The 25,749-nt window shown below is 64.5% G+C and carries 26 protein-coding genes and 1 riboswitch; of the genes, 16 read left to right on the top strand and 10 right to left on the bottom strand.

Annotation, left to right across the window (positions count from 1 at the left end; all coding sequences use genetic code 11):
- Positions 1 to 37: 37 nt before the first annotated feature.
- On the bottom strand, positions 38 to 823 hold the full coding sequence (locus AC20117_RS00680) for an amino acid ABC transporter ATP-binding protein (RefSeq protein ID WP_074701471.1): 786 nt from the start codon (positions 821 to 823) through the stop codon (positions 38 to 40).
- A gap of 186 nt (positions 824 to 1,009) precedes the next feature.
- Between AC20117_RS00680 and AC20117_RS00675 the strand changes: the two genes are divergently transcribed.
- The 5 genes from AC20117_RS00675 (at position 1,010) to AC20117_RS00655 (ending at position 5,448) form a co-directional block, all read left to right on the top strand.
- The gene (locus AC20117_RS00675; RefSeq protein WP_074701473.1) at positions 1,010 to 1,819 is read left to right on the top strand and encodes an LOG family protein; all 810 of its coding nucleotides are present in this window, start codon (positions 1,010 to 1,012) and stop codon (positions 1,817 to 1,819) included.
- 30 nt (positions 1,820 to 1,849) lie between these two features.
- Positions 1,850 to 2,224: a DivIVA domain-containing protein gene (locus AC20117_RS00670; protein WP_074701474.1), complete on the top strand. Its 375-nt coding sequence runs from the start codon at positions 1,850 to 1,852 to the stop codon at positions 2,222 to 2,224.
- Positions 2,221 to 3,453, top strand: a complete 1,233-nt coding sequence (locus tag AC20117_RS00665) for a putative hexosyltransferase (RefSeq protein ID WP_083339797.1) — start codon at positions 2,221 to 2,223, stop codon at positions 3,451 to 3,453. The genes AC20117_RS00670 and AC20117_RS00665 overlap by 4 nt, the downstream gene beginning before the upstream one ends.
- A gap of 181 nt (positions 3,454 to 3,634) precedes the next feature.
- Entirely contained in the window at positions 3,635 to 3,814 is a 180-nt protein-coding gene (locus tag AC20117_RS00660; RefSeq protein WP_074703315.1) for a DUF3117 domain-containing protein, read from the top strand.
- A gap of 11 nt (positions 3,815 to 3,825) precedes the next feature.
- Positions 3,826 to 5,448 (top strand): leucyl aminopeptidase family protein, encoded by a 1,623-nt coding sequence (locus AC20117_RS00655; protein WP_101632498.1) that lies wholly within the window; start codon positions 3,826 to 3,828, stop codon positions 5,446 to 5,448.
- 2 nt (positions 5,449 to 5,450) lie between these two features.
- Here AC20117_RS00655 and AC20117_RS00650 read toward each other — a convergent pair whose 3' ends face one another.
- A complete protein-coding gene (locus AC20117_RS00650) occupies positions 5,451 to 6,083 on the bottom strand; it encodes an O-methyltransferase (protein WP_074701476.1) in 633 nt (210 codons plus the stop codon).
- A 256-nt stretch (positions 6,084 to 6,339) separates the two neighbouring features.
- Here AC20117_RS00650 and sigE point away from each other — a divergent pair, with 256 nt between their 5' ends.
- The 3 genes from sigE to AC20117_RS00635 are packed head-to-tail and all read left to right on the top strand — an operon-like array spanning position 6,340 to position 8,496.
- Positions 6,340 to 6,957, top strand: a complete 618-nt coding sequence (gene sigE / locus AC20117_RS00645) for an RNA polymerase sigma factor SigE (protein ID WP_074701477.1) — start codon at positions 6,340 to 6,342, stop codon at positions 6,955 to 6,957.
- 7 nt (positions 6,958 to 6,964) lie between these two features.
- Positions 6,965 to 7,981, top strand: a complete 1,017-nt coding sequence (locus AC20117_RS00640; RefSeq protein ID WP_074701479.1) for a zf-HC2 domain-containing protein — start codon at positions 6,965 to 6,967, stop codon at positions 7,979 to 7,981.
- 50 nt (positions 7,982 to 8,031) lie between these two features.
- Positions 8,032 to 8,496 (top strand): twin-arginine translocase TatA/TatE family subunit, encoded by a 465-nt coding sequence (locus AC20117_RS00635; RefSeq protein ID WP_074701481.1) that lies wholly within the window; start codon positions 8,032 to 8,034, stop codon positions 8,494 to 8,496.
- Here the strand turns inward: AC20117_RS00635 and AC20117_RS00630 are convergent.
- From AC20117_RS00630 to AC20117_RS00620, 3 genes are read right to left on the bottom strand one after another with little or no spacing between them, the layout of a single operon-like run.
- Complete coding sequence (locus AC20117_RS00630) at positions 8,493 to 9,641, bottom strand: Mrp/NBP35 family ATP-binding protein (RefSeq protein ID WP_074701483.1); 1,149 nt, start codon at positions 9,639 to 9,641, stop codon at positions 8,493 to 8,495. The two genes, AC20117_RS00635 and AC20117_RS00630, sit on opposite strands and share 4 nt — an antisense overlap.
- 3 nt (positions 9,642 to 9,644) lie before the next feature.
- Complete coding sequence (locus tag AC20117_RS00625) at positions 9,645 to 10,241, bottom strand: DUF1003 domain-containing protein (RefSeq protein WP_074701484.1); 597 nt, start codon at positions 10,239 to 10,241, stop codon at positions 9,645 to 9,647.
- Positions 10,234 to 11,517, bottom strand: a complete 1,284-nt coding sequence (locus tag AC20117_RS00620; RefSeq protein WP_074701486.1) for a magnesium transporter MgtE N-terminal domain-containing protein — start codon at positions 11,515 to 11,517, stop codon at positions 10,234 to 10,236. Before AC20117_RS00620 ends, AC20117_RS00625 begins: the two co-directional genes overlap by 8 nt.
- Before the next feature lie 119 nt (positions 11,518 to 11,636).
- Between AC20117_RS00620 and AC20117_RS00615 the strand changes: the two genes are divergently transcribed.
- Positions 11,637 to 12,506: a YflT domain-containing protein gene (locus AC20117_RS00615; protein ID WP_074701487.1), complete on the top strand. Its 870-nt coding sequence runs from the start codon at positions 11,637 to 11,639 to the stop codon at positions 12,504 to 12,506.
- 125 nt (positions 12,507 to 12,631) lie between these two features.
- On the opposite strand, the gene AC20117_RS00610 is transcribed toward AC20117_RS00615, so the two are convergent.
- Complete coding sequence (locus AC20117_RS00610) at positions 12,632 to 14,089, bottom strand: aminopeptidase P family protein (RefSeq protein ID WP_418202249.1); 1,458 nt, start codon at positions 14,087 to 14,089, stop codon at positions 12,632 to 12,634.
- 201 nt (positions 14,090 to 14,290) lie between these two features.
- Between AC20117_RS00610 and AC20117_RS00605 the strand changes: the two genes are divergently transcribed.
- The 3 genes from AC20117_RS00605 (at position 14,291) to AC20117_RS23665 (ending at position 17,370) form a co-directional block, all read left to right on the top strand.
- Positions 14,291 to 15,172: a PHP domain-containing protein gene (locus tag AC20117_RS00605; protein WP_074701489.1), complete on the top strand. Its 882-nt coding sequence runs from the start codon at positions 14,291 to 14,293 to the stop codon at positions 15,170 to 15,172.
- Between the two features lie 354 nt (positions 15,173 to 15,526).
- Positions 15,527 to 17,227 (top strand): sodium:solute symporter family protein, encoded by a 1,701-nt coding sequence (locus AC20117_RS00600; RefSeq protein ID WP_074701491.1) that lies wholly within the window; start codon positions 15,527 to 15,529, stop codon positions 17,225 to 17,227.
- An 11-nt stretch (positions 17,228 to 17,238) separates the two neighbouring features.
- Positions 17,239 to 17,370, top strand: a complete 132-nt coding sequence (locus tag AC20117_RS23665; protein WP_211482312.1) for a putative transporter small subunit — start codon at positions 17,239 to 17,241, stop codon at positions 17,368 to 17,370.
- Positions 17,371 to 17,464: 94 nt separating this feature from the next.
- Here the strand turns inward: AC20117_RS23665 and AC20117_RS00595 are convergent, their stop codons facing one another.
- The 3 genes from AC20117_RS00595 to AC20117_RS00585 all read right to left on the bottom strand — a co-directional run bounded on the left by AC20117_RS00595 (position 17,465) and on the right by AC20117_RS00585 (position 21,922).
- A complete protein-coding gene (locus tag AC20117_RS00595; protein WP_074701492.1) occupies positions 17,465 to 18,376 on the bottom strand; it encodes a DNA-methyltransferase in 912 nt (303 codons plus the stop codon).
- A gap of 38 nt (positions 18,377 to 18,414) precedes the next feature.
- Positions 18,415 to 20,136, bottom strand: coding sequence for a DEAD/DEAH box helicase (locus AC20117_RS00590; protein ID WP_236777406.1), 1,722 nt, complete (start codon positions 20,134 to 20,136; stop codon positions 18,415 to 18,417).
- Positions 20,137 to 20,437: 301 nt separating this feature from the next.
- Positions 20,438 to 21,922 (bottom strand): RNB domain-containing ribonuclease, encoded by a 1,485-nt coding sequence (locus tag AC20117_RS00585; RefSeq protein ID WP_074701494.1) that lies wholly within the window; start codon positions 21,920 to 21,922, stop codon positions 20,438 to 20,440.
- 51 nt (positions 21,923 to 21,973) lie between these two features.
- Between AC20117_RS00585 and AC20117_RS00580 the strand changes: the two genes are divergently transcribed.
- Positions 21,974 to 22,681 (top strand): ferritin-like fold-containing protein, encoded by a 708-nt coding sequence (locus tag AC20117_RS00580; protein ID WP_083339798.1) that lies wholly within the window; start codon positions 21,974 to 21,976, stop codon positions 22,679 to 22,681.
- A 33-nt stretch (positions 22,682 to 22,714) separates the two neighbouring features.
- Here AC20117_RS00580 and thiE read toward each other — a convergent pair whose 3' ends face one another.
- The gene (gene thiE, locus AC20117_RS00575) at positions 22,715 to 23,356 is read right to left on the bottom strand and encodes a thiamine phosphate synthase (protein ID WP_074701495.1); all 642 of its coding nucleotides are present in this window, start codon (positions 23,354 to 23,356) and stop codon (positions 22,715 to 22,717) included.
- A 103-nt stretch (positions 23,357 to 23,459) separates the two neighbouring features.
- A riboswitch (TPP riboswitch) is annotated at positions 23,460 to 23,593 on the top strand.
- On the opposite strand from thiE, the gene thiO reads away from it, so the two are divergent.
- The 3 genes from thiO (at position 23,590) to AC20117_RS00560 (ending at position 25,745) form a co-directional block, all read left to right on the top strand.
- The gene (thiO, locus tag AC20117_RS00570) at positions 23,590 to 24,741 is read left to right on the top strand and encodes a glycine oxidase ThiO (protein WP_074701497.1); all 1,152 of its coding nucleotides are present in this window, start codon (positions 23,590 to 23,592) and stop codon (positions 24,739 to 24,741) included. It overlaps the preceding riboswitch by 4 nt.
- The gene (gene thiS, locus AC20117_RS00565) at positions 24,738 to 24,974 is read left to right on the top strand and encodes a sulfur carrier protein ThiS (protein ID WP_074701499.1); all 237 of its coding nucleotides are present in this window, start codon (positions 24,738 to 24,740) and stop codon (positions 24,972 to 24,974) included. Before thiO ends, thiS begins: the two co-directional genes overlap by 4 nt.
- A 3-nt stretch (positions 24,975 to 24,977) precedes the next feature.
- The gene (locus tag AC20117_RS00560) at positions 24,978 to 25,745 is read left to right on the top strand and encodes a thiazole synthase (protein WP_074701500.1); all 768 of its coding nucleotides are present in this window, start codon (positions 24,978 to 24,980) and stop codon (positions 25,743 to 25,745) included.
- The last annotated feature ends 4 nt before the right edge of the window (positions 25,746 to 25,749 follow it).

The following is a 25,749-nucleotide window of genomic DNA, read 5'->3' as shown; positions in this document are numbered from 1 at the left end:
TAGTGATTACTTCGGATGAAATTTCCGGTCGGGGAGGTCAGTGGTTGAGGATCTTGCCTAGGAAGTCCTTGGCGCGGTCGCTCTTGGGATTGGTGAAGAATTCTTCCGGCGCGGCCTGCTCCACGATCTGGCCGTCGGCCATGAAGATCACCCGGTCCGCCGCCTTGCGTGCGAAGCCCATTTCGTGGGTCACCACGATCATGGTCATGCCTTCCTTGGCGAGCTGGACCATGGTGTCCAGCACTTCGTTGATCATCTCCGGGTCCAGCGCGGACGTCGGCTCGTCGAACAGCATGACCTTGGGCTTCATCGCCAAGGCGCGGGCAATTGCGACCCGCTGCTGCTGGCCACCGGAGAGCTGGGCCGGCAACTTATCAGCCTGGTTGGCCACGCCAACGCGCTTGAGCAGGCTCATGGCCAGTTCCTTTGCCTCGCCGTTCTTCATCTTCTTGACCTTCAGCGGCCCCAGCGTGACGTTTTCCAGGATGGACTTGTGCGCGAACAGATTGAAGGACTGGAACACCATGCCGACATCGGCGCGCAGATTGGCCAGCTCCTTGCCCTCGGCCGGAAGCTTCCTGCCGTCGATGAGGATGTCGCCGTCGTCGATCGTTTCCAAGCGGTTGATGGCACGGCACAGCGTGGACTTACCCGACCCCGAAGGACCAATAACGACGACGACTTCGCCCTTGGTGACTTCAAGATTGATGTTCTGCAGCACATGCAGCGGACCGAAGTGCTTGTTGACGTCTTTGAGCAGGACCAGGGGCTGGGTTGCGTGTGGAGAACGGCCGGCAGCCGCGCTGCTGGAAGCCGTCGGCATCGATTCACTGTGTTGGGCGTCACGGGTCATGACTTGAATCTAGCGAAAGATTCCCATGGAGCAATGCATTTGGGGGAACGAATGGCCGAATCGTGATTGAAGTTTAATGTGGCCGATTCGGCTATCGGTTGGATAAACGTCGCTAAAACCGCGTCGCCGCGCGGGTTTGGTAGGTAGCCTTGGGGAATGAGTAACCACCAGCATGAAATTCCGCTGCCGTCCGAGATCGCGGCTCGGATGCCTTCACGGCATAAAGGTTCCGTTGAACTGCGCCGTTCCCAGGCGAATATTCCGCAGGCCGACCAGTATCTTTTGGACACGCGGGATAAAGCGGATTTCACCCATACCGACCCCTGGCGAGTGCTCCGGATCCAGAGTGAATTTGTGGAAGGATTCGGCACGCTCGCGGAGCTGGGGCCTGCCGTCAGTGTTTTCGGGTCGGCCCGCACCCGCCCCGGCACCAAGCACTACGACATCGCCGAACAGATCGGACGACGGCTGGTGGAGAAGAATTTCGCGGTCATCACCGGCGGCGGTCCCGGTTCGATGGAAGCGGCGAACAAAGGTGCCAGCGAAGCCGGCGGGCTCTCCGTGGGACTGGGGATAGAACTGCCCTTCGAACAGGGCCTGAACGACTGGGTTGATCTGGGAATCAACTTCCGCTACTTCTTCGCCCGCAAGACCATGTTCGTCAAGTACGCGCAGGGCTTCATCGTGTTGCCCGGCGGCCTCGGAACCATGGACGAGCTGTTCGAAGCCATGGTGCTGGTGCAGACGCAGAAGGTCACGTCGTTTCCCATCGTGCTGGTGGGAAGTGCCTTCTGGGGCCCGCTGATCGAATGGGTCCGCGGCACGTTGCTGGAGGAGGGCATGATCGCGGAGGTCGATCTGGACCTGGTGCGCGTGGTGGACACCGCTGAGGACGCTGTGGACGGGATTCTGGAGGGACTCTTGCATAGCCGCGGCCGCCCCTCTGAAAGCATTGTGGACGTGTAAGGCCATGGCCGCATCTGGCACGATGGTTCCGTGAGCCTGTTCCTGGTCTTCCTCGCCATAGCCGCCGCAGGCGCCGTGGCCTTGGTCGTCTCCGGACGGGTTAGCCGGCGCGCCAGGACGGAAGCCGGCCAGGGCTGGGAACGAGGCGAAGTTCCGGCGCTGGACGGTTTGAGTGAATCCGATCCGCGGCTGCCGGCTGTGCTGTTGCCCGAACACCCGGTTGCCTCAGATATCGACCGGCTTCGGTTCTCGGTGGCCTTCCGCGGCTACCGCATGGATCAGGTGGACCAGGTCCTGGACAGGCTGCGCCGGGAGCTGGCGGCGAAGGACGAACTCATCAGCGAATTCAGGAGAGAAAGACACTGGAAGAACGACGACGGAACTCCGCTCCCGCCGGTCTCATGACTGGTCCGCCGCGCCAGGGCAGAGCCGGCAGCTTTCTCAGGGACGAACTGGCGTTCTGGAAAAAGCGGGTCGCGGCCTGGCCTTGGTGGGTCCACGTGGTCGTCCTTTACGCACTGGCCCGGCTCTACTCGCTGTTTGTCTTCCTCGCGGTTGCGCGCCAACAAGGACCGAGCCCCTGGGGCGGTTCCCATCCCGGCTACCTGTCCTTCATCGGGATCTGGGACAGCGCCTGGTATGAGCAGATCTATCGGGACGGGTATCCATCCGAAATCCCCCGCGCCGGGGATGGTCAGGCACAGGAAAATCCGTGGGCGTTCTACGCATTGTTTCCGGCGATCATCCGCGGGCTGAACGCTGCCACTGGTCTGGATTGGGAGGTTCTGGCCCCTGTTGCGGCGACGCTGGCCGGTTTCGTGGCGGCAGTGATCATTTACAGGCTGTTCCGGCTGTACACCGGGCATGGCACAGCGCTTTGGGCCGTGGGGTTTGTGGCCGTCTTTCCGGTATCGCCGATACTGCAGGTTCCCTATGCCGAGTCACTGAACCTCGCGCTGCTGGCCGGCAGTCTGTATCTGGTCATTGGCCGGCGCTATCTGATGGCGGTCCCGGTGGTTCTCTTGATGTGCCTGTCCCGGCCGACAGGCGTGCCGTTCGCAGCGATGATGGGGGCGTATCTGTTGTGGCGGCTTTGGCGCCGGCAACAGGGCGAACTGCAGACGCCCGAATTCCTGCGCATCGTAGCGCTGGCGCTTGTCAGTTGCGCCGGTGCGCTCATCTGGCCTGCGCTCGCCTGGGCCGTCACAGGCGAAATGGACGCGTATACGGCAACGGAAACTGCGTGGCGCGGGGATGACCTGGTGCTCTTCATGCCGTGGTTCGACATGGGCAAGGATCTGTTCGGTCCCGTAGGCGGCGTACTCGCTCCGTTGGTCCTGGTGGCAGCGGCAGTGTTGTGCCTGAGCAGCGGGCCGGCGCGGAGAATCGGGATGGAACTGCGGTTGTGGTGTGTTGCCTATGCCGCCTACCTTTTCGCGTTCCTGCATCCGCAAACCAGCACGTTCCGCTTGCTGCTGCCGCTGTTCCCTTTGGCGCTCGTGGCCGCGATGGCCTCGCGTAGTACCGCCTACCGGGTGTGCCTGTGCGTGATGTTCCTTGCCGGACAGATTGTCTGGGTGGCCTGGCTGTGGTCCTGGGCAGAACTGCCCGGTGGAGGAGACTACCCGCCGTAACGCTGGCCGTAGCGTTCCGACACGAAGCCTGACACGTGGCGCGGTGATTAGCACCGGCCTGTGATGTACGCGATAATGGTGAATGGATGACGCACGGCCGACTGCCAAATCTTGCCGTGCTGACATGTTGACGGGCGAACAGGTCACCGACTTGTCCGCCCACGGTGAAAGGGAAAACCAAATGGCTGCGATGAAACCGCGTACAGGTGACGGACCCATGGAAGTCACCAAGGAGGGGCGCAGCCTCATTCTGCGGGTTCCGATCGACGGCGGCGGCCGCTTGGTACTGGAACTCAACGCCGAAGAGGCCGGCAATCTCAAGGACTGCCTGCTCGGTGTCACCGACAGCGTCGCCAGCTAAGGCCTGAGCGAGTGGGCCACCCTGCAGCTACATCAGACGAACTGACAACCAGGACGCTCGAAGAGGCGCTGGTCGCACCCAGGCTCTCCACAATCGTGGCGGGGACTGGGCTGGACAAGGACCACGTGGTACCGGAATCGGGCACGGGCGTCAGCGTGTTGGTGGTTCCTATCGGCACCTCCGGCGTCCCGGGCGTCTCAAGCGGGAATTCCGACGAGCGGGCAACTCCGCAGCCGCGGCAGGGGGCAGCGGAAGCTGCCGCAAGGTACGACGTCGACGTAGCTGTCCTGGCAGAGGTGAACTCGGTGACCGGCAGGGCCGCCGAAATTCTGGCCGTCACTGCGCCTCGCCGCGAACCTGGCCTGCCCCAACGGCTGCTGTTCCTCGGTGTCGGAGACGAATCGCCGGCCAGTCTGCGCAAGGCCGGAGCGGCCTTGGCCAAGGCGACTTTCGGCGTGGAAACCATCCGCGCCAGCGTCGTCGACGGTCTGGACGAGCCGGAACAGAGGGCCTTTGTCGAGGGTTTCCTGCTCGGTGGTTACCGCCCGCCGAGGGCAGGCACGTCGCCTGTCCCGAAGCCGATGGCCCGCACCCTTGAACTGACGGGGGCGTCCGGGACGGCTTTGGCTGCGGCCGTTGCCATGTCCAAGGCCGTCTGGCTGGCCCGCAACCTGGCGAACATGCCTTCCAACGTCAAGAACCCGGCGTGGATGGCAGGGCAGTCCGAACGTCTCGCCGCCGAGAGCGGGCTCGAAGTGCGCATTTGGAATGACGCGGAACTCGCAGCCGGCGGATTTGGCGGCCTGCTTGCCGTGGGTCGGGGGTCCGAGCATGAATCCCGTCTGGTCCAGCTGTCCTACACCCCGGCGGATGCCGCCCCGGATGCGCAGCATATTGTCCTGGTCGGCAAAGGCATCACGTTTGACACCGGCGGGGTATCACTGAAGCCGCGTGAAGCAATGGTGCCGATGAAAACGGACATGGCTGGCGCCGGCGTCGTACTGGCCGTGCTGAATGCCGCCGCCGAACTTGGCGTTCCACACCGTGTCACCGGCTTGCTGGCGCTGGCCGAGAACTCCATCGGAGCCGCCTCCTATCGCCCCGGTGACGTCGTCAGGACCTATGACGGCACCACCGTTGAAATCGGGAATACCGACGCCGAAGGACGCATGGTGCTCGCCGATGCCCTTGCGTTTGCCCGTGACGAACTGGCACCGGATGTGTTGATCGACATTGCAACACTGACGGGCGCGGCTTCACTAGGACTGGGCCGGCGGCACGCCGCGTTGTACGGGACCAGACAGGATCTGGTCAGCGGTTTCGAACGTGCAGCCGAGCTGTCGGGGGAGCAGGTCTGGCATATGCCCCTCGCGGAGGCAGCGGAGGAATACCGGTCCTCGCTGGATTCCACGGTGGCGGATCTGTCCCATATTTCGTCACCGAAGTCCAAGGTACAGGCCGGCTCGATCACTGCGGCGCTGTTCCTTCGGGAGTTTGTCGGACAGACACCGTGGGTGCATCTGGACATCGCCGGTCCGGCCCGGTCCACCGCCGATGAAGCAGAGGTCACCAAGGGCGCTACCGGCTACGGCGCACGCTTGCTCCTGTCATTCCTGGCCGGCTACCGGGGCTAGCCTCAGCGTTTGACGGCCAGCAACAGTCCGTCACCGGTGGGCAGGACGGTTGAGATCAGGTCCTCGTTTTCCCGGACGCTCTTGCCCACCTGCCGCAAGGTATTGGTGGTCTCCTCCCGGATGGCCGGGTCCGAGACACGGTCCTTGTCCAGCGCGTCGTTGATGATCAGCATTCCGCCGCTCTTGAGCAGCCGCACGGCCCGCTCCACATAGAGGGGGTAGGAAGGCTTATCGGCATCCACAAAGACCAGGTCGTAGGCGGCGTCGGTCAGCCGCGGCAGCACGTCGGCCGCCCGGCCGGAAATGGTCCGGGTGCGGTTGCTCGGAATTCCTGCCTCCGCATAGGCTTCGCGGGCCGCGCGCAAATGGTCCACATCGGAATCGATGGTGGTCAGCACGGCATTGGCGGGCAGACCGCGCAACAGACAGACGCCCGAAACGCCCGCGCCCGAACCGATCTCCACCACGGTATGTGCCTTGGAACCCGCGGCCAATACCGTCAGGGCGGCGGCAACACCGGGACTCACCGTGGCGACGCCGAGTTCGTAGGAGCGTTCACGTGCGCGGAGCAATACCTCATCCTCGGTGGGCAGTCCCTCCGTGTAGGACCAGCTGGTCTGCTTATCGGCGCTCATGAACCATCACTTTCTCAGGAAGAATCTTCATATTCCAGCCCCAGCCTACTGCTACTGCCGCGTATCCGTGCCGCGGGAGAGCGAGACGCTCCAGTGTTGCGCCTTCGTGCAGGTGGCTAACAGAATTCTCCCAGCTTTCTGGGTGAGGATGGACATCCGTAGGTCAAATGTGTTTCACGGTTGCCGGGGGACGTACCTCAGACCCGAACGTAGCCAAGGGGCTGAAGCGAACGGGCAACCGCCGAGGGGAGTAGCTATGACTAAGTTGCAGCAGGACGCCACTGAAGAGCCGGCCGCTGCCGGGGCGGAGACGCCATGGGTTGCTCCGACCTGGGAAGAAGTAGTGACCAACCACTCGGCCAAGGTTTACCGGCTCGCCTACCGCCTTACCGGTAATAAGTACGACGCCGAAGACCTCACCCAGGAAGTTTTTGTCCGGGTGTTCCGCTCCCTTGAGAACTTCAAACCGGGCACGCTTGACGGCTGGCTGCACAGGATCACCACCAACCTCTTTCTGGACCAGGCCCGGCGGAAGAGCCGGATCCGTTTCGACGGGCTCGCCGATGACGCCGAAGCACGTATTCCCGGCCGCGATCCGGGGCCGGAACGCAGCTTCGAATTCAACAACCTCGACGTCGATGTGCAGGCAGCGCTTGAAGATCTTCCACCCGACTTCCGGGCGGCGGTTGTGCTGTGCGATCTGGAGGGTCTTTCCTACGACGAAGTCTCCGCGGCATTGGGCGTCAAGCTCGGCACTGTCCGTTCGCGCATTCACCGCGGGCGGACCATGCTGCGTGAGAAGCTGGCGCACCGCGACCCGGCTGTGAAACGCCCTTCCCGGCTGAAACTACCCCGCGTGGCCGGAGCACACTGAATCCACCATGCGCCACCCCGAACGTGATTTGGCGGAGTATCTGGACGGCGAACTTGCTGACGAGCGCCGGCCGGGTTTTGAACGCCACCTGCAACGCTGCGCGCGATGCCGTGAGTCTGTTGCGGAACAGCGCGCCATTCAGGAGCGCCTGCGTGCCCTGGACGTGCCGCCGCCCGGCCCCGACCTGGCCAGTAGAATCCTTAGCCGCAGTTCCCACGCCTTCATAACCGTCTCCGCGGGTACGCCCGATGCTGCGCCGGCCTCGCCCGGGGCCGCAACCCCGTACACGGAGAGTGAATCAGCAGGGTCTCCGCGGCACCGCACTGCGCTGACAGTGTGCAGTGTCTTGACCGGCTTCGCGGCCCTGACTGCGGGGACGGCCTATGTGCTCGGCGGTGAAAACTCCAGTTCCGTTGCCAGCGGCGCCGGTTCCTCCGGCGCGGACTGGCAGGGAACACAGGAACTGCAGTCCAGTCTCGCCGGCAGCGTCCAAGAAGTGGACCGCGAAGGCCTTGCCGAACTCCGTGGCGACGGGTGGAACTGCCCGCAGCTTGTCGGCATGGGTTATGAGTTCGTCTCCGCACGAAAAATCGAAATTTCCGGTACACCGGCCGTCCGGATAGAGCTCGTGAATGAAGAGACCGGGACCGTTGTCGTTACAGAACAACGTCGCGGCACGGAGCGGATCAGGAACGAGGCGCCTGATGCCACGCGCGCCGAGGCCGCAGTGAATGCCGTGACCGGAAACACGGTGGCAGCCGACGGGTTCCATCCGGTGGACGGCATGGACCGGGAGATGTGGGTGCACTCGGCCAATGACTGGACCGTTGTGCTGGACTCGCAGAACGTGACCTACACGGTATGGGCCGATATCCCGCTCTCGGCCCTGCCGGAGACTGTCAACCAGATCATCGTGACTGAGAAGTCGCGGCTGATGCTTCCGGAAGAAGAACCCGCCGACGATCCGGTCAGCCGGATTATCCGGGGCCTGGGCAAGCTGATCGAGCCTGCGGGCGAGCGATGAGCTGTGACCAAAGTTGGCTGTTACAGGGCCGGAACAGGTAATCTTCAAACGTGCTCGGAATTAACGGATCGGAACTGATCATTCTCGCGGTAATTGCCGTGATTGTGCTCGGTCCTGAGCGTTTGCCCGAATACGCCGCCCAGCTGGGCCGGCTGGTCAAGCAGCTGCGCAGGATGGCGGCAGGGGCCAAGGACCAGCTCCGCGAAGAAGTAGGCGACGAAATTGCTGATATGGACTGGCGAAAGCTCGATCCACGTCAGTATGACCCGCGCCGCATCATCAAGGAAGCTCTGCTTGACGACGATGAAGACGACGATTTTGGCCCGCAGCGCAGCACAACGAAGTCAACTCCTGCCTTGGCGGCCGGAGCCGCTGGTGCCGCCGGAGCCGCTCTGGCGACGAAAACTGCCGGAACTTCGACGGCCGCAGCGGGTCCCGGAGCAGGCCCCGGGGCCAGACGGATCGAGCGGCTCGAGCCGGGCCAGGCTGCACCTTTCGACGTCGAGGCCACCTAAGCAGGGCTGACCCCCAATGGGCGGCCGGCGAGGCCGCGTGGACGGGTTGCCAGCTCCGCCGCGATACTCCGCAAAGCCTTGGCCGCCGGTGAAGACCCTGCCGGGCCGCCCGCCAGGACGATGGGTTCGCCGCGGTCGCCGCCTTCGCGAAGCCGCGGATCCAAGGGGACACTGCCCAGCAGTTTGATGTCTTTGTCCAGGGTGCTGCTCAGGCGCTCGGCCACCACCTGCCCGCCGCCGGCACCGAATACCTCCACCCGGCTGCCGTCCTCCAGTTCAAGCCAGGACATGTTCTCGATGACGCCCGCGATCTGCTGGCCGGTTTGAACCGCGATGGACCCGGCGCGTTCGGCGACATCGGCCGCAGCGCTCTGCGGCGTTGTGACCACGAGTATCCGGGACTCGGGCAGCAGCTGCGACACGGAAATGGCGATGTCCCCGGTTCCCGGCGGCAGGTCCAGGAACAACGCGTCAAGGTCGCCGAAATAGACGTCGGTCAGGAACTGCTCCAGTGCGCGGTGGAGCATCGGTCCGCGCCACGCCACCGGCTGGTTTCCCGAAACAAACATGCCGATGGAAATGGTTTTGACGCCGTAGGCCACCGGCGGCAGGATCATTTCGTCCACACGCGTGGGGGCACCGGTGATGCCCATCAAGCCGGGGATGGAGAAACCGTAAACGTCCGCATCGATGATCCCCACGCGCAACCCCTGGGCAGCCATGGCACACGCAAGATTCACGGTGACGCTGGATTTACCTACGCCGCCCTTGCCGCTGGCCACGGCGTAGACCCTGGTCAGCGAGGACGGGTCGTTGAAGGGAATGCCGCGCTCCGCGCCGGGGCCCTTGAGCCGTTCCTTCAAAGCGGTCCGCTGTTCCTGGGTCATCACATCCAGCACCACCGAAACCGCGCTGATTCCGGGTAAGGCTGCCAGAGACTTCTCAACATCGCCGGTAATCGTGTCGCGAAGGGGGCATCCGGCGATGGTGAGCAGCACTTCCACGGTGACAGCGCCGCCGTCGTCAATGGAAAAACCCTTCAACATGCCCAGTTCGGTGATCGGCCGGCGCAGTTCGGGGTCGATGACTTTTTCCAGGGCCCGCTGGACGGACTGCCGGTCGGGTAGGGGATGATGCGGTGTCACGGCCTAGCTTTCGGGTTGTTTCTGGGGACGCGCGGAAATTCTGGGCAAGGCGGCAGTCGCGTCCGAGACCTTCTTCTTGCCCCTGCGGACGGGACGCTCTTCGCCGTCGTCGGACTCGAGGAGTTCCTCGAGGACGCTTCGAAGTTCGCTGCGGACGAAGTCGCGGGTGGCCACTTCCTGCAGCGCGATGCGCAGCGCGGCCAGCTCACGCGTCAGGTACTCCGTATCGGAGAGGTTCCGCTCGGCCCGCTGGCGGTCCTGCTGGAGCGAGACCTTGTCCCGGTCGTCCTGGCGGTTCTGCGCCAGCAGCAGCAACGGTGCCGCGTAGGACGCCTGCAAGGAAAGCATCAGCGTCAGCGCGGTGAAACCGAGCGCCGCACTGTCGAAGCGCAGCGACGGCGGCCCCCACGTATTCCAGCCGAGCCAGATCAGGCAGAAGACCGACATCCAGACCAGGAACTGCGGTGTCCCCATGAACCGCGCGAAGTTCTCGGTGGCGCTGCCGAAGGCATCCGGGTTGGGCCGCAACCTCGGGAGCAGACGGGCGCGCGCTTCACGGGGGATGTCCAGCGCACCGGCGGTATTCTTCTTCTCAGCCATTTCGGCCCACCTTCCGGCTCAGCGATACATCATCATCCTGCGCCCTCCAGTCATCTGGCAGCAGATGGTCGAGCACATCATCCACCGTAACCGCACCAACAAGCCTGTCGTCCTCATTCACCACCGCGAGCGAGTTCAGGTTGTAGGTGGCCAGCATCCGCGCCACCTCGCTGACGTCCGCCTGATCCGACACCGGGTCAAGGTCCGTATCCACAATGTTGCCCAAGGCCTCCGGCGGTGGATAGCGCAGCAGCTGCTGGATATGCACGACGCCGAGATAGCGACCTGTGGGTGTTTCCAGCGGCGGCCGACAGACAAAAATGGCCGACGCCAATGCGGGCGTCAGTTCCTCGCGGCGCACGTGGGCCAGGGCCTGGGCCACTGTGGCTTCCGGAGGCAGGATGACCGGAACCGGGGTCATGATGGAGCCGGCGGTGTTCTCCTCATACTCCATGAGCCGTCGGACATCTTTGGCTTCCTCGGGCTCCATGCGCTGGAGCAGTTCTTCTTTCTGCTCTTCGGGCAGTTCCGCCAACAGGTCCGCAGCGTCGTCGGGGTCCATTTCTTCCAGGACATCGGCGGCGCGTTCAATGTCCAGCGAGGACAGGATCTGGACCTGGTCGTCATCCGGAAGCTCCTGCAACACCGCTGCGAGCCGCTGGTCCTGCAGCTCGCTGGCTACCTCGATCCGGCGTTTGCCCGTCATCTCATGCAGGGCCTCGGCAAAGTCCGCTGCTTTGAGGTCCTCGTGGCTGGCCACGAACGCCGTCGCGGCCTGCGGCTCGTTCCGGGCGCCCTGCTGGGCCTCGTTCCAGTCAATGATGAGCGTCTCATTGCGGCGCAGGCTGCGCAGCGGGGAATTGGAGTGGCCGCGCCGGACAAACAGTTGGGAGACGTACCAGTCGCCGTTCCTGGACTTTTCCATCGCGATGTCTTCGATGGTGGCGTCGCCGCTGCCGTCCGCCAAAATGACCCGGCGGTCAAACATCTCCGCGACCATCAGCATTTCGGCGCCGCGCTGTTCGAACCGGCGCAGGTTGACCAATCCCGTACAGATGATCTGGCTGGCGTTGATCGAGGTAATCCTGGTCATAGGCACAAAGACGCGTTTCTTGCCGGGGACCTCGACGACAATGCCCACGACCTGGGGCGGTTTGGCCCCGCCGCGGTCAAGCGCTACGGCATCACGCAGCCGACCCAGACGGTCGCCCAAAGGATCGAAAACGTCCAGGCCGAGCAGGCGTGCAACGAAGACTCTGGTTGGATTTGTGCTCACCCCATTAGGCTACGTGGTATATGCCGTCGAAGCCGCACCGGGGCGCGCCACAGGGCACAGACGTTCACCTGAAGCGATACCGGGCACACTGCCGGGACAAAGTGGGAGACAATGAGGGTATGTCAATGCTTGGCCGTACCGAATCACGTGACCTGAAGCCAGGGCTTCCCCAAGGCGAGCTGCTCGGCAACTACCGGACTTACCTGGACGCGCAGAAAGTGGTGGACTATCTGGCGGACCAGGAGTTCCCCGTCCAGCACGTGACGATTGTAGGCAATGACCTCAAGTCCGTGGAACGCGTCACCGGACGGCTGAGTTATCCGAAGGTTGCGCTCTCCGGGGCGGCAACGGGTGCATGGTTCGGTCTGTTCGTCGGGCTCCTGCTGATGCTGTTCGGCGGTGGCGGAAGCTACATGCTGGTGCTGTCTTCGATGGCGATGGGCGCCGCATTCTGGATCCTGTTCGGCGTGGTCAGCTACGCGTTTACCCGAGGCAAGCGGGACTTCACCTCGACCCAGCAGACGGTTGCTACCAGCTACGACGTCGTTGTTGCCACCGAGGTGGCGCATGAGGCGCGCCGGCTGGCGTCGCAGCTGCCGATGCCCGGTCATGCTTTCCACCCTGGTGCACAAGGGCCGGGCCATGGGCAGCAACCCCAGCAGCAGCCGCCGATGCCGGACCGTCCGGCGCAGTGGGGCGATCCGTACCAGCAGCCCGGCCAGAACCAGTCCGGCCAGCCGGGCATCCCGCCGCAGCCGAACAGCCAGCCGTCGGCAGGTGCCGCCGAGGAAAACGGCGCCGAGACAACGGGAATGCCGGTGCGGGGACGTTTCCCGGATCTGCCGGACGGCCGTCCCCAATACGGTGTCCGGATCACGCCGGAGCACGAGCAGGGCCAGCCGGATGACCGCGGCGAGCCTGCCGGCAACCCGGAAGGGCCGAAACAGGACCAGAACCCAGAGGGCCCCGCGGAGCAGTCGCGCCAGTAAGGCCGCCGGTCTCCGAAGAAAACATACAGTAGGGGACGGATCCATCGCGGATCCGTCCCCTAACTGTTTCTGCCGTCTGGTCCCGCGGCGCGGAGCCGGGCAGCGGCTGCCCAGGCCCGGGCCGGCTATTCCCCGGTGGGGCTGTAAATGCCGGCCATCCAGGACTCGACCTCGTCCGGCTTTCGCGGCAGCGCTGCGCTGAGGTTGACAGGGCCGTCGGCGGTCATCAGGATGTCATCCTCGATCCGGATGCCGATGCCGCGGTATTCCTCCGGCACCGCTAGGTCTTCGTTCTTGAAGTAGAGGCCCGGTTCGATGGTGAAAACCATGCCTTCCGTAAGGATGCCGTCCAGGTAGAGCTCGCGCTTGGCCTGCGCGCAGTCATGGACGTCCAGACCCAGGTGGTGGCTGGTTCCGTGCGGCATCCAGCGCCGGTGATGCTGGCCGTGCTCCGACAGCGCCTCGTCCAACGAAACGGGCAGCACACCCCACTCGTCCAGCCGCTCGGCCAGTACCGTCACGGCAGCCGTGTGCACATCGCGGAACTTCGCGCCCGGCTGGGCGGCGGCGAATCCGGCGTCCGCCGCGTCCAGCACGGCCTGGTAGATCTTGCGCTGGATCTCGCTGAAGCTGCCGTTGACCGGAAGGGTACGGGTGACGTCCGCGGTGTACAGGGAATCGGCTTCTACCCCGGCATCGAGCAGCAGCAGATCGCCGGCGTTGACCCGGCCGTTGTTGCGGATCCAGTGCAGGATCGTTGCATTGTTGCCCGCTGCGGCAATCGTGTCGTAGCCGAGATCATTGCCCTCTTCACGGGCGCGGGCGAAGAACGCCCCCTCGACCACGCGCTCGCCCCGGTCATGGGTGATCGCGCGCGGCAGGACCTTGACCACTTCATGGAAGCCGTTAATGGTGGCGGCTACTGCCTTTTTGATTTCCGCAATTTCCCACTCGTCCTTGAGCAGGCGCAGCTCGGACAGCGCTTCGGCCAGCAAGGCGTCAAGCTTGTCGGACTCCTCCAGATCCACCCCGGTGTTGATGCGCGAGGTGTCGACGAGCGCGTCCACGTTCATGTCCACTTCGCGCAGCAGCCGGATACGCATGCCGCCGACCCCGACCACGCCGGCGTCCTTGGTGATGGCTACCTCGAGCTCGCTCAGGTCCGCGGTATCCAGGTCCAGCAGCTGGTTGAGTTCAGGCAGGGTGGGCCGCGGGCCGATCCAAAATTCGCCGTAGCGTGCGTTGGCGTAGAACTCCGGCGTATCCCGGCCCGACAGCGGGCGGAAATAGAGCGTGGCATGGTGGTGGCCGCCGTCGTCGCCTGCGCTTTCTGCCGTCGGTTCCAGAACCAGGACGGCTTCGGGCTCATGGTCCAGTCCGAGACCGGTCAGATGAGCGAAGCCGGAATGCGGGCGGAACCGGTAGTCCGTGTCATTGGAGCGGACCTTGAGCGGACCGGCGGGGATGACCAGCCGCTCGCCTTGGAACTTCTCCGAGATGGCACGACGGCGGCGCGCGGCGTGCACTGCCACCTCGGCTTTGGCGGGGGCCTGGGCGGTACTTGGGGCCCACTTGCTGCCCATGAAGTCCTTAAAAGCATCGGATTCCGGGCGCTGCGATCGGTTGTTTCCGCGCTCTTCGAGCGGCTGCCCTTCGGAAGCCTGCAGCGGGGCGCTGTTATTGACGTCTGTACTCACCGAACCATCGTCTCACCGGCGCCAAGACCTGCCAAACGTTCCAGCACAGCACAGCATTCCGGTGCCGGTGCGCGGTAGATTGGTGGCGTGAGAATCGATCTGCACGCACACTCCACAGTCTCGGACGGCACGCAACCGCCCGCCGACGTCGTACGTTCGGCTGCCGCCGCAGGCCTGGACGTTGTCGCGCTGACCGACCACGACTCGACAGCGGGCTGGCAGCCCGCTTTCGCGGCCGCGCGTGAGTGCGGCGTCGGGCTGGTGCCCGGCATGGAAGTGACCTGCCACTCCGTGCAGGGGATCAGCGTGCACGTCCTGGCCTACCTGCACGACCCGGACCACCCAGGGCTGCTGGCGGAAATCGGCAAGGCCCGGGACGCACGGCTGACCAGGGCCGAACGGATGGTCGAACTGCTGGCAGAGGACTATCCGATCACATGGGCGGACGTTAATGCCCATACCGCCCACGGCGCGACGGTGGGGCGCCCGCACATCGCTGATGCCCTGGTGGCGGCCGGCATCGTTTCCGACCGCAGCGAGGCGTTCGCCCATATTTTGACGGCCCGATCGCGGTATTACATCACGCATTACGCGCCGGAACCCGCGCGCGCCGTCGAACTGATTAAGCAGGCGGGCGGCGTGGCCGTCTTCGCCCATCCCGTGGCCTCCAGCCGCGGCAGGGTTGTCGGGGAAGAAGTCTTCCGCGAAATGATCGATGCCGGGCTCGACGGCGTGGAGGTCGACCACCGGGATAATCCGGAGGAAGGCAAGGCCTGGCTCCGTCGGCTGGCCGCCGAAAACGGGCTCCTGGTCACCGGATCCAGCGACTACCACGGGGCGGGGAAACCCAACCGGCTGGGGGAGAATACGACCTCTGTCAAGGTGCTCGAAAGGATCCTCGAACTGGGCACGGGAAGTGCTGCCTACCTCCCGCAGCGGGACACAAAAGGCGGCTATCAGGCACAATGATGCTAAAGTATTGAAAGCACGATGCTTGCTTGTAGCAATCTTCCGATGTCTTTGAGCCGGAAAACGCACAAGCAGGAAGCATTATTAATCCCGTAGTCGGCTGAAGAACAGCCACTGCCTTGCGGCGCGGAGGGATTCCGGCCGCATTTTTGTGTGCTGCAGCGAATGCAGCTTGTTTTGGGTCCGGCATCGTGCCGGACGGGAGTGCGCGCCTCGAATCCATCACCGGATTCAGAATGTCCGCGGCCTTTTGACGAGGAACCGCCGGACGAAACGTGGAAATAGAGCCTTGACGGCCGGCGCGCGTTGAATCTGGCAGGTGCCCGGTGAGCCTGTCATGAGGAGAGGAAACGAATGACGCCTGAGGCGGAGTTCTATCAACTGAGCGGCTGGACAGTAATCCTGCTGTTGGTGCTGTTTTACGGCGGCACACTCCTGATGTCCACACTCATCGGGAAAAAGAAGGAAAATGCCGACGGTTACATGACCGCAGGCAACAAAGTCGGCTTCGGAATTTCCGCGGCCAGCATGACGGCGACCTGGATCTGGGCGTCCTCCATGTACGCCTCGGCAACGTCGGGCTACACCTACGGCATTTCGGGGCCGATCCACTACGGTCTTTGGGGCGCACTGATGATTCTGTTCATCTACCCCTTCGGCAAGCGCATCCGCAAGGTAGCGCCGAAAGCCCACACACTCGCTGAGGTTATGCATGCCCGACACGGTCGTTCCAGCCAGCTCATGCTGGCCGGTTCGAACGTCGTCGGGAGCCTCATCAGCCTCACCTCGAACTTCATTGCCGGCGGCGCGCTGATTGCGCTGCTGTCGCCCTTCAGCTTCTCCCAGGGCATCATCGTGATTGCCGCCGGTGTACTGCTCTACACGCTGTGGTCCGGCTTCCGGGCTTCCGTCATGACGGACTTTGCCCAGGTCGTCGCCATGCTCGGCGCCGTCGTCGTTATTATCCCGGTGGTCTTTTTCTCCGCCGGCGGCCCCGACATGTTCGCCCAGGGTGCCGCGAATCTGACGCCGCAGCAGTCCAACTTCTTCTCTTCGGATGCCTTCCTTAACCAGGGCGCGCCGTACATTGCCGCCGTGCTGGCCTACGCCATCGGCAACCAGACCATCGCCCAGCGGCTCTTTGCCGTGCGTGAGGATCTGATCAAGAAGACCTTCGTCACCGCGACGATCGGCTACGGTGCCACCATCATCGGTATCGGCATGCTCGGCGTCATGGCGCTGTACCTCGGCATTTCACCGTCCGGCGGCGACACCAACAACCTGATTCCGCAGATGGCCTCCACCTTCCTGGGGCCGATCCTGCTGGGTGTCTTCCTGATCATGATCATCGGTGCTCTGTCTTCGACGGCCGACTCTGATCTGGCCGCCCTGTCCTCGATCATGATGGCGGACGTCTACGGACAGAACATTGCCAAGGGCAAGGCCAACCCGAAGACCATGCTGATGGTCGGCCGCATCTCGATGATCGTTGCTACCGCCGCTGCGTTGTATTTCGCCAGCGGGCAGATGAACATCCTCGACCTGCTGGTCTTCGTTGGTGCACTCTGGGGCGCGCTGGTCTTCCCGGTGATCGCCAGCTTCTACTGGAACAAGGTCACCAACAAGGCGTTCACCGTTTCGGTACTGGCGGCACTGGCCGTCTTTATCCCGGTCCGTTTCGAATGGTTCCCGATGGACGGCGCCACCGGCATCGTCTTCGACGTGGTCTCCGTGGTGGGTATTGGCGTTGTGCTGGGCCTGATGTCCTTCGGGTTCTTCGGACTCAAGGCGGCCAGGATCATCGGCGCTATCGGCGCGCTGGCTGCGGCGCCTTTCGTCATAGGTTTCCTGCATGATTACACGGTCCTGACCGGTTCGCTGGTGGCCTACGCGATCAGTACCGTGATCTGCTACGCCATGTCGGTGCGCAGCAAGCAGGACTTCGACTTCGCGCTGATCAAGCAGCGCATCGGCGATTACGACACGGATGCCGAGACCGAGCCGCAGCTCGACGCTACTGCTACCGGCGCCGCTGCCAGCGGCGCAGGAAAGTAAAGGAGACACCAATGGATACCATCCTTTTGACCGTTTATGTACTGATGTGGCCGGTGATCGTCGGCGGAACCCTGTTCATGATCTGCAAGGGCTTCTTCCGCGACTGGGTCGAGGCCCGTAGAGAGGGCCGCTCGATCATTTAGCCACCCGCTGACAACAAAGGCGGCCGGACAGTTTCACCAACTGTTCGGCCGCCTTTGTTATGCCTCCAGCAGGGGCTTAGCGGATGTTCAGGCCCTATGGCACAGGTGCAGGTGTCGTTCCGAAGCGAACCACAGAAGCCAGGGGTGAGAGACGCTTGTCCATAACCTCGATGGCCTGCGGGTTCTGGTCCACGCAGACAAAGCGCCGTCCCAACTGCCCCGCCACGGCGCCCAGGGTGCCCGAACCGGCAAAGAAGTCCAGTACCCAGTCGTCCTTGCGGCTGCTGGCGGCGACAACACGCCGGAGCAGCCCCTCGGGCTTCTGCGTGGGGTAGCCGGTCTTTTCCTTGCCAGTGGGGGAGACGATGGTATGCCACCAGACGTCGGTGGGAAGTTTGCCTCGGGCAGCCTTTTCCGCAGTGACCAGGCCCGGAGCCATATAAGGCTCGCGGTCCACCTCGGCATTGTCGAAGTGGTACGTGCGGGGGTTCTTCACATAGACCAGGATGTTGTCGTGTTTCGCCGGCCAGCGGTTCTTCGCCCGGCCGCCGTAATCGTAGGCCCAGATGATTTCGTTCAGGAAGGACTCGCGGCCGAACAGGGCATCCAGCAGCACCTTGGCGTAGTGCACCTCGCGGTAGTCCAGGTGCAGATACAGCGTGCCGTTGTCGGCGAGCAGCCGCCAGGCCTCGGCCAGCCGGGGCTCGAGGAAGGACCAGTAGTCGTCGAAGGCATCATCGTAGCTGGAGAGCATGCCCTTGATGGTCTGGTAGGAGCGGCCCTGGAAGCCCACCCGGTCGCCCTCGCCGTCGGCGCTGCGGACCATGGACAGCTGCTGCCGCCGCTGGGACCGGCCGGTGTTAAACGGCGGGTCGACGTAGATAAGCGTGAAGGCGCCGTCCGGCAGCGTCGGCAGGAACTCCGCGTTGTCCGCGTGCACCACCAGGTTACTGCCGTCCGGCGACCACAAAGAACCGGGCCCATGCCCGCAGACAGTCTCCGTCATAACTGAAGAGGTAGCCTTTTCTCGTCCGGTGCTGCCGGTTATTCGGCGTTGCCGGCGCCGGAGGTATCCGGCGCGTTGACCACTTCGCCGTTGCGCCGCCGGGTACGGCTGCGGCTGCGGCGCGGACGAACGCTCTCGCCCTCGGTCTTGGTGGTGTTCTCGGCCTGGGCCGGACGCTCGGTGGCCGTACGGCCAGCAGCTTCTTCGGTTCCGGAAGAACGACGGCGGCGCCGGCGGCTTCCGTCCGACGGCTCTGTGGCGCGGGATCCACCTTCGGAACGGTCTTCGCTGCGGCCGCGGCTACGGGCGCCACCGCGTTCGGAACCACGTCCGCCCTGACGGCCGGAATCACGCCCGCCGTGCTTCTTGCCGGTTTCGCCCAGGTCTTCCAGCTCCTCGGCGTCGATGCCGGCGAGCTTGCGCTGGTTGCGGGGCAGACGGCCCTTGGTGCCCTCGGGAATATCCAGATCCGTGTACAGGTGCGGTGATGAGGAGTAGGTTTCCACCGGCTCCGGCTGGTCCAGGCCCAGAGCCTTGTTGATCAGGCCCCAGCGGGGGACATCGTCCCAGTCCACGAAGGTGACCGCGGTGCCCTTGTTGCCGGCACGGCCGGTACGGCCCACACGGTGCAGGTAGGTCTTCTCGTCTTCCGGGCACTGGTAGTTGATCACGTGGGTGACGTCGTCGACGTCGATACCGCGGGCAGCGACGTCGGTGGCGACGAGCACGTCTACCTTGTCGCTGCGGAAGGCACGCAGGGCCTGTTCACGGGCGCCCTGGCCCAGGTCGCCGTGGATGGCGCCGGCGGCGAACCCACGGTCAATCAGCTCTTCGGAGACCTTGGCAGCGGTGCGTTTGGTCTTTGTGAAAATGATGGTCCGGCCGCGGCCGCGGGACTGCAGGATCCGCGAGACAACCTCGGTCTTGTCCAGGTTGTGCGCACGGTAGATGACCTGGCGGATGTCCTTCTTGGTGATGCCCTCGTCGTCCGGGTCCGCCGCGCGGATGTGCGTCGGTTGCGTCATGTAGCGACGCGCCATGGCGACAACGGGGCCGGGCATGGTTGCAGAGAAGAGCATGGTCTGCCGGATGGCAGGGGTGGCGGCGATCAGCGTTTCCACATCGGGCAGGAAGCCCAGATCCAGCATTTCATCCGCCTCGTCGAGGACCACGATGCGCACGTTCTTCAGGTTCAGGTGCCGCTGCCGGTGCAGGTCGATCAGACGTCCCGGAGTTCCCACAACCACTTCGACGCCCTTGGCCAGCATCTCAGTCTGCGGCTCATAGGCCCGGCCGCCATAGATGGTGGCGATGCGCGCATTGCGGTAGCGCGAAGCGGTGGTGAGGTCCTTGGCCACCTGTACGGCAAGCTCGCGGGTCGGAACGATGACGAGGGCCTGCGGGGCACCGGGGACGGGCAGTTTGTCATAACCGTCGTCTTCGGGACCGACAACGCGCTGCAGCGCGGGAATTCCGAAGCCCAGAGTCTTGCCGGTACCGGTCTTGGCTTGGCCGATGATGTCATGGCCGTCGAGCGCCACGGGCAGGGTCATGGACTGGATGGGGAAAGGGTGCGTGATGCCGGCGTCGAAGAGCGAGCGCACAATGTCGGCGCGGACGTTGAAATCGGCGAAGGTCTGCTGCGGAATCTCGTGCGGACGTTCATCGGAAGCGAGGCTTGCCTCTACTTCAATCTCTTCAAGGCTGTTTTCCGCATGGAGCAGGTTGTTCTGGTCCACGAGGGAATTCTCAGTGTTCAATTAAATACCATTCAAATAAGGCGCCTGGGCCCCGGTGCTCAACGACACGGTCATCTGACGGCCGTGCGGAACTGTCCGGTTGCGTGACGCAGCCAGTGGAAGCCGATCGCGGGCTAACAACTGCGTGCCGGTGCAAGCCATCGTGGCCATGCCGGCGGGTTAAAGATCGCGTAGGTGCGGATCTGTTGATGAAATTTACTAACAATCAACGACCGGGCATCCAGTTCTACAATGACCAGTCTACCGGCTGGCACCAAATCGTCTCCCGGGTTGGCTCCGTGGGGCGGATGAGGCGGACCGCTCAGGCCGGGCTGATCAGCTCGAACCGTACAGTGCGCTTCACGATATCCGCCTCGACCAGACGGGCCCTGATGGCGGTGCCGGCCTGCAGTTCCCCGTCGCAACGCGCGCTGACAGCGGGATCACTGATCTGGATAGTGCCGTGCGGGACGGCGTCCTGACGGCCATTGCCATTGGAATTATGGTTCGAGTGATTGCTGGAATTGCGGGCCGAGATCACCACGGCGTCGAATTCCTCGCCCACCCGGTGGCTGAGCAGTGCCGCTTCCACCGCGTCCAGTGCCGCACGTTCCAACCGTCCGGACAGCTGGTCCGAGGCAGCCATCAGCTGGGGGAGTTCGGGCAAGGCCTGCCGGGCCCAGCCGGGCACCTCGGTCTTGGCGCACAACGCCTCGCAGATGACCAGCACGAAACGGTCCACCAGCCGGCGCAGCGGTGCGGTGGTGTGGGCGTATGGCGCGGCGATCGCCGCCTGGGTCTGTTCCTGCGGCACCTCGCCATCGAACGGTGTGTAGCCGGCACCGCGGAACAGCGACCCGGCGGCGTTCATCAATGCCAGCTGTTTCGGATCCGCGGTGTTGAGGCCGCGCAGATATTCGCCGTAGGCAATTCCCTCCGGCCAGGGGTGGCCCAGCGCCTTGGTCTGGCGGCGGAAGCGGGCCTCCGACTCCTCGTCCGGAGCGGGCATGGTGCGCAGGATCCCTACCTTGCCCTCGAGCATGATTTCCGCTGCCGCCATGCCGGTCATCAGCGAAATCTGGGCGTTCCAGTCCTCGACCGGCCGTGCGGGCCTCGCCACGATGAAGTAATGGCGGCCGTCATGGGCTATTTCCTCGTCCGGCAGGTTCAGGCTGGCGCCGCCGCGCTGCCGCTCCAGCTCGATGCGCTTCCGCCCTACTTCTTTGAGCAGCTGCAGATAGACCGGCGCTTCGCCGGAATCGATGTCCTGCTGGACCTGTTCGTAGTTCAGCTTGGCGCGGCTGCGTATTCTGGCCCGGCGCAACGAGACCGTACTGACGACCGCGGCGGCGTCGAGCTCGAATTCCCACACGAAGGCGCTGCGGTCCTGGTCCGGGAGGAGGCTGCCGGCGTCTTCGCTGATTACCGGCGGGTGAAGCGGAATGCGTCCGTCAGGAGCGTAGATGGTCTGGCCGCGCCGTCGCGTCTCAGCGTCAAGTTCACCGCCGGGAGCAACAAAAGCGGGAACATCGGCGATGGCATACCAGAGCCGGTAGCCCCCGCCGTCGCGCTCGATGTACATCGCCTGGTCCAGGTCGGTGGAGCTCGGTGGATCGATGGTGACAAAGTCCAGGGCGGTCAGATCCGCGGCAGGCATGGGCAGTTGCGCCACGGCCTTCTCGGCCTCCGCGATGACCGAAGGGCTGAACGCCGCAGGAAGTTCCAGCTCGGTGCGCAGTTCCTTCAGCACACGGGCGAGCAGATGCTGCGATTCATTAACTCTGGCGTCAACGTGTGAATACGGCACAGGCTCAGCCTATCGCCACAGCGCCGCAGGTGGGGCGTTAGGGTAGTGCTCATGAGTTCCGAAGGATCCTTCCCCGCTGATCGTCCGGCCACCAGCAATGGGACAGGAGCGGAACAGCTGCAGCATGTCGTTGATCTTTACGGCGTCATGGCCTACGGCGAGCTGTCCGCCTTCGAGCGGTTCTCCTCGGACGCCCGGTTCTCACCGACTTTGAAAGACCGCGCTGATCTCGGACGCCTAGCCGTTGTCGAATTCGGGCACTTTGAACTTGTCAGCGCCGAGCTGGCCCGCCTCGGCGTCGACGTGCAAGTTGCCATGGCGCCCTTCCAAGCTTCGATCGACGCGTTCCATGAGCGGACGCGGCCCGGAGACTGGTACGAATCGTTGATGAAGGCCTATGTTACCGACGCCGTCTCGGGAGATTTCTACCGGGCGATCGCCGACCGGCTGGATCCCGATACACGCGCGCTGGTGTCCAGGATCAAAGAAAACGAAGACCAGCTGACCTTGCTCACCACCCGGCTGCGCAGGGCGCTGGAACATGACGAGCGGCTGGCCTCGAGGCTTGCCCTGTGGGGCCGGCGGCTGGTCGGCGAGGCGTTGACGCAGGCGCAGCGCATCGGGATCGAGCGCGCCTTCCTGGGCGCCCTGCTGGGGCTGGATGACCCGGCCGCCCAGCAGACCGTTACGGCGGAACTCTTTGCGGAACTCACCCGGAACCATTCCCGCCGGATGAATGCCTTGGGCCTGACCGCCTAAGCGTTCAGGCAGCCCGGCGGGTGGAACCAGCGGCTACAGCGGCGGCAGCGCGGACTTCAGCGCCCGGGCGGCCTCCGCGGGATCATCGGCATCGGTGACGGCACGGACGACGACCACGCGTTTGGCCCCGGCCTCCGTCACCCGGTCGATGTTGTCCAGATCGATGCCGCCGATCGCAAACCACGGCTTGCCGGAACCCGTCTGCCCCTGCTGGGCGGCAGTAAATTCCACCAGCTGAAGACCGACGGCGGCCCGGCCCGGCTTGGTCGGAGTGGCCCAGAGCGGACCGGTGCAGAAATAGTCCAGGGTGTCATCGGCCAGGGCGGCTGCTGCCTGTTCCGGAGTGTGCGTGGAGCGGCCGATGGCGGCAGCGGGCCCGAGCAAAGAGCGCGCCGCGGCCGGCGGCAGGTCCTGCTGGCCGACGTGGAAGACCGGCGCCCCGGCCACCGCAGCCAGATCCGCCCTGTCATTGACGGACCACGGCTTCGCATGCCGGGCGGCAACGTCGGCGAGCACGCCGAGCAGCTCCAGCTCCTCGGCGGCGTCGAGGGTCTTGTCCCGCAACTGGATGATGTCCACGCCGCCGGAGTAGGCAGCATCGAGGAACTGCTCGAAGTCCCCACGGTCGCGGCGCGCGTCGGTGCAAAGGTAAAGCTGGGCAGAGGAAAAATCCATACCTGCAACCATAAGGCAAACCGCGCAAGGAACTCCGCGGTGGCGGGACGCCGGCTTGCGGCAGCATGTGACGACGGCGAAGCCGCGACTATGGCTACACTGGAGAAAACACTGCGGGAGCCTGATACGCGGCACGTGCGGCAATTGCCGGCGGCCGACAGGCTGAGAGGGTGCCTGGCACCGACCGTCGAACCTGATCCGGGTCATGCCGGCGTAGGGAAGGAAGCTCAAAGTTGTCCAAACATATTGCCGTCATCGGTGCGGGCATAGTGGGACTGGGTATCGCCGCAGAAGCCACCCGCCGCGGCCACCGTGTCACCGTCATCGATCCCGCTCCCGGCGCGGGCGCCACCTACGCCGCCGCCGGCATGCTGGCCCCGGTCAGCGAATTGCACTACCAGGAAGAGCGGTTGCTCGCGCTGACCCGTGAGTCCGCCCGGCTTTACCCCGGGTTCATTGCAGGGCTGGGGGAGACCGGCTACCAGGAAACCGGGACCTTGGTGGCCGCTTTCGACGCCGCGGACCGCGCCGCGCTCGCAGACCTGAAACAGGCACAGCTGGCCGAAGGGCTCGAGGTTCATGAGATCACCAGCCGCGAGGCCCGCCGGCTCGAACCCAGCCTGGGCCCGGCTCTGACCGGCGCCTTCTACGCACCGGGAGACCACCAGGTGGATCCACGGGCCCTTGCCGCAGCGTTACTGAAGATGCTGCGGAACTCAGGCGCCGCCGTCGTTAGTGAAAAGGCGGCCGGACTCCTCACGGATGCTGACGGCAGCGTTGCTGGCGTGCAGCTGGCAGGCGGCGAGGCCATCGAGGCAGACGAAACGGTGGTGGCGAACGGGCTTGCGGCCGCCGCACTCTCCGGCCTGCCCGAAGGGCTGCGGCTGCCGCTGCGTCCGGTGTACGGGGACATTCTGCGGCTGCGCGTGCCGGCAGGCCTGCAGCCGTTCCTCACCTCCACAATCCGGGGCATCGTACGCGGGCACCCTGTTTATCTTGTCCCGCGCGGGGACGGCACGGTGGTAATCGGAGCCACCCAGCGTGAGGACGGCTCCGCGGACGTGTCGGCGGGCGGGGTGTACCAGTTGCTCCGTGACGCCCAGACGCTGGTGCCGGCAGTTGCGGAACTCGCGCTCGAACAGATGACCTGCCGCGCCCGGCCGGGAACACCGGATAACGCGCCGTTGCTTGGGCGGGTGGCGGCAGGGGCGGAGGAGCTTCCGGGGCTGGTAGTTGCTACCGGATTCTTCCGCCACGGAGTGCTGCTGACGCCGGTTGCGGCCAGGATCTGCGCCGATCTCATCGACGGGGTGCAAATCTCCGCCGAGCTACTGCAATTCAATCCCGACAGGTTCAGCAATATGACCAAGGAGAGTCACGTATGAAGATCACCGTCAACGGCAGTCCGCACACCTTGCCGACCGCGCCGACACTGCTCGAACTGGTGGCCGGGACCACCGGCCGCGAATTGACGGAGGACGGGCGGCCGGCCGACGGCGGACGGCTCGGTGTGGCTGTAGCGCTGAACTCTGAGGTGGCGCCGCGCGGCAGTTGGGCCCGGACCGTGCTCGCCGACGGCGACGGCGTGGAACTCGTGACCGCAGTACAGGGAGGCTGAATAATGGATGAACTGATGATCGACGGAGTCAGGCTCGGATCGCGCCTGATCATGGGCACGGGCGGCGCGCCGAGCCTGGATGGTTTGGGCGAGGCCCTGCTGGCTTCCGGAACGGAACTCACGACGGTAGCGATGCGCCGCTACGCCGCCGGCACTGGCACCTCGGTCTTCGACCTGCTGGAACGCAATGGTATCCGGGTACTGCCGAACACGGCAGGCTGCTACACGGCGCGGGAGGCGGTAATGACCGCCGAGCTGGGGCGTGAAGCCCTGGAAACGAACTGGGTGAAACTCGAAGTCATCGCGGACGAAGAGACACTGCTGCCCGACGCGGTGGAACTCGTGGAAGCAACCGAGGCACTGGTCAACCGCGGGTTCAAGGTCTTCGCGTACACCAATGACGACCCGGTGCTGGCCCGCCGGCTCGAGCTGCTGGGTGCTGCCGCCGTCATGCCGCTGGGTGCTCCGATCGGTACCGGACTGGGGATCCTCAATCCGCACAACATCGAGTTGATTGTCTCGCGCGCCGGGATTCCGGTAGTGCTGGACGCCGGCATTGGCACGGCGTCGGACGCGGCGCTGGCCATGGAGCTGGGCTGCGACGCCGTCCTGCTGGCCACGGCAGTGACCAGGGCCCAGCATCCGGTCCGGATGGCCGAAGCCTTCAAACATGCGGTCATGGCCGGTAGGCTGGCGGCAACAGGCGGCCGGATCCCCAAACGGGAGCACGCTTTGGCTTCATCATCGTTTGCAGGCCGCCCTGATCTCTAGCCAC

The sequence above is a fragment of the Arthrobacter crystallopoietes genome, from assembly GCF_002849715.1.
Lineage (GTDB): Bacteria > Actinomycetota > Actinomycetes > Actinomycetales > Micrococcaceae > Crystallibacter > Crystallibacter crystallopoietes.
Note: the sequence above shows the minus strand (reverse complement) of the source record. Positions and strands in the feature narration are given on the sequence as shown.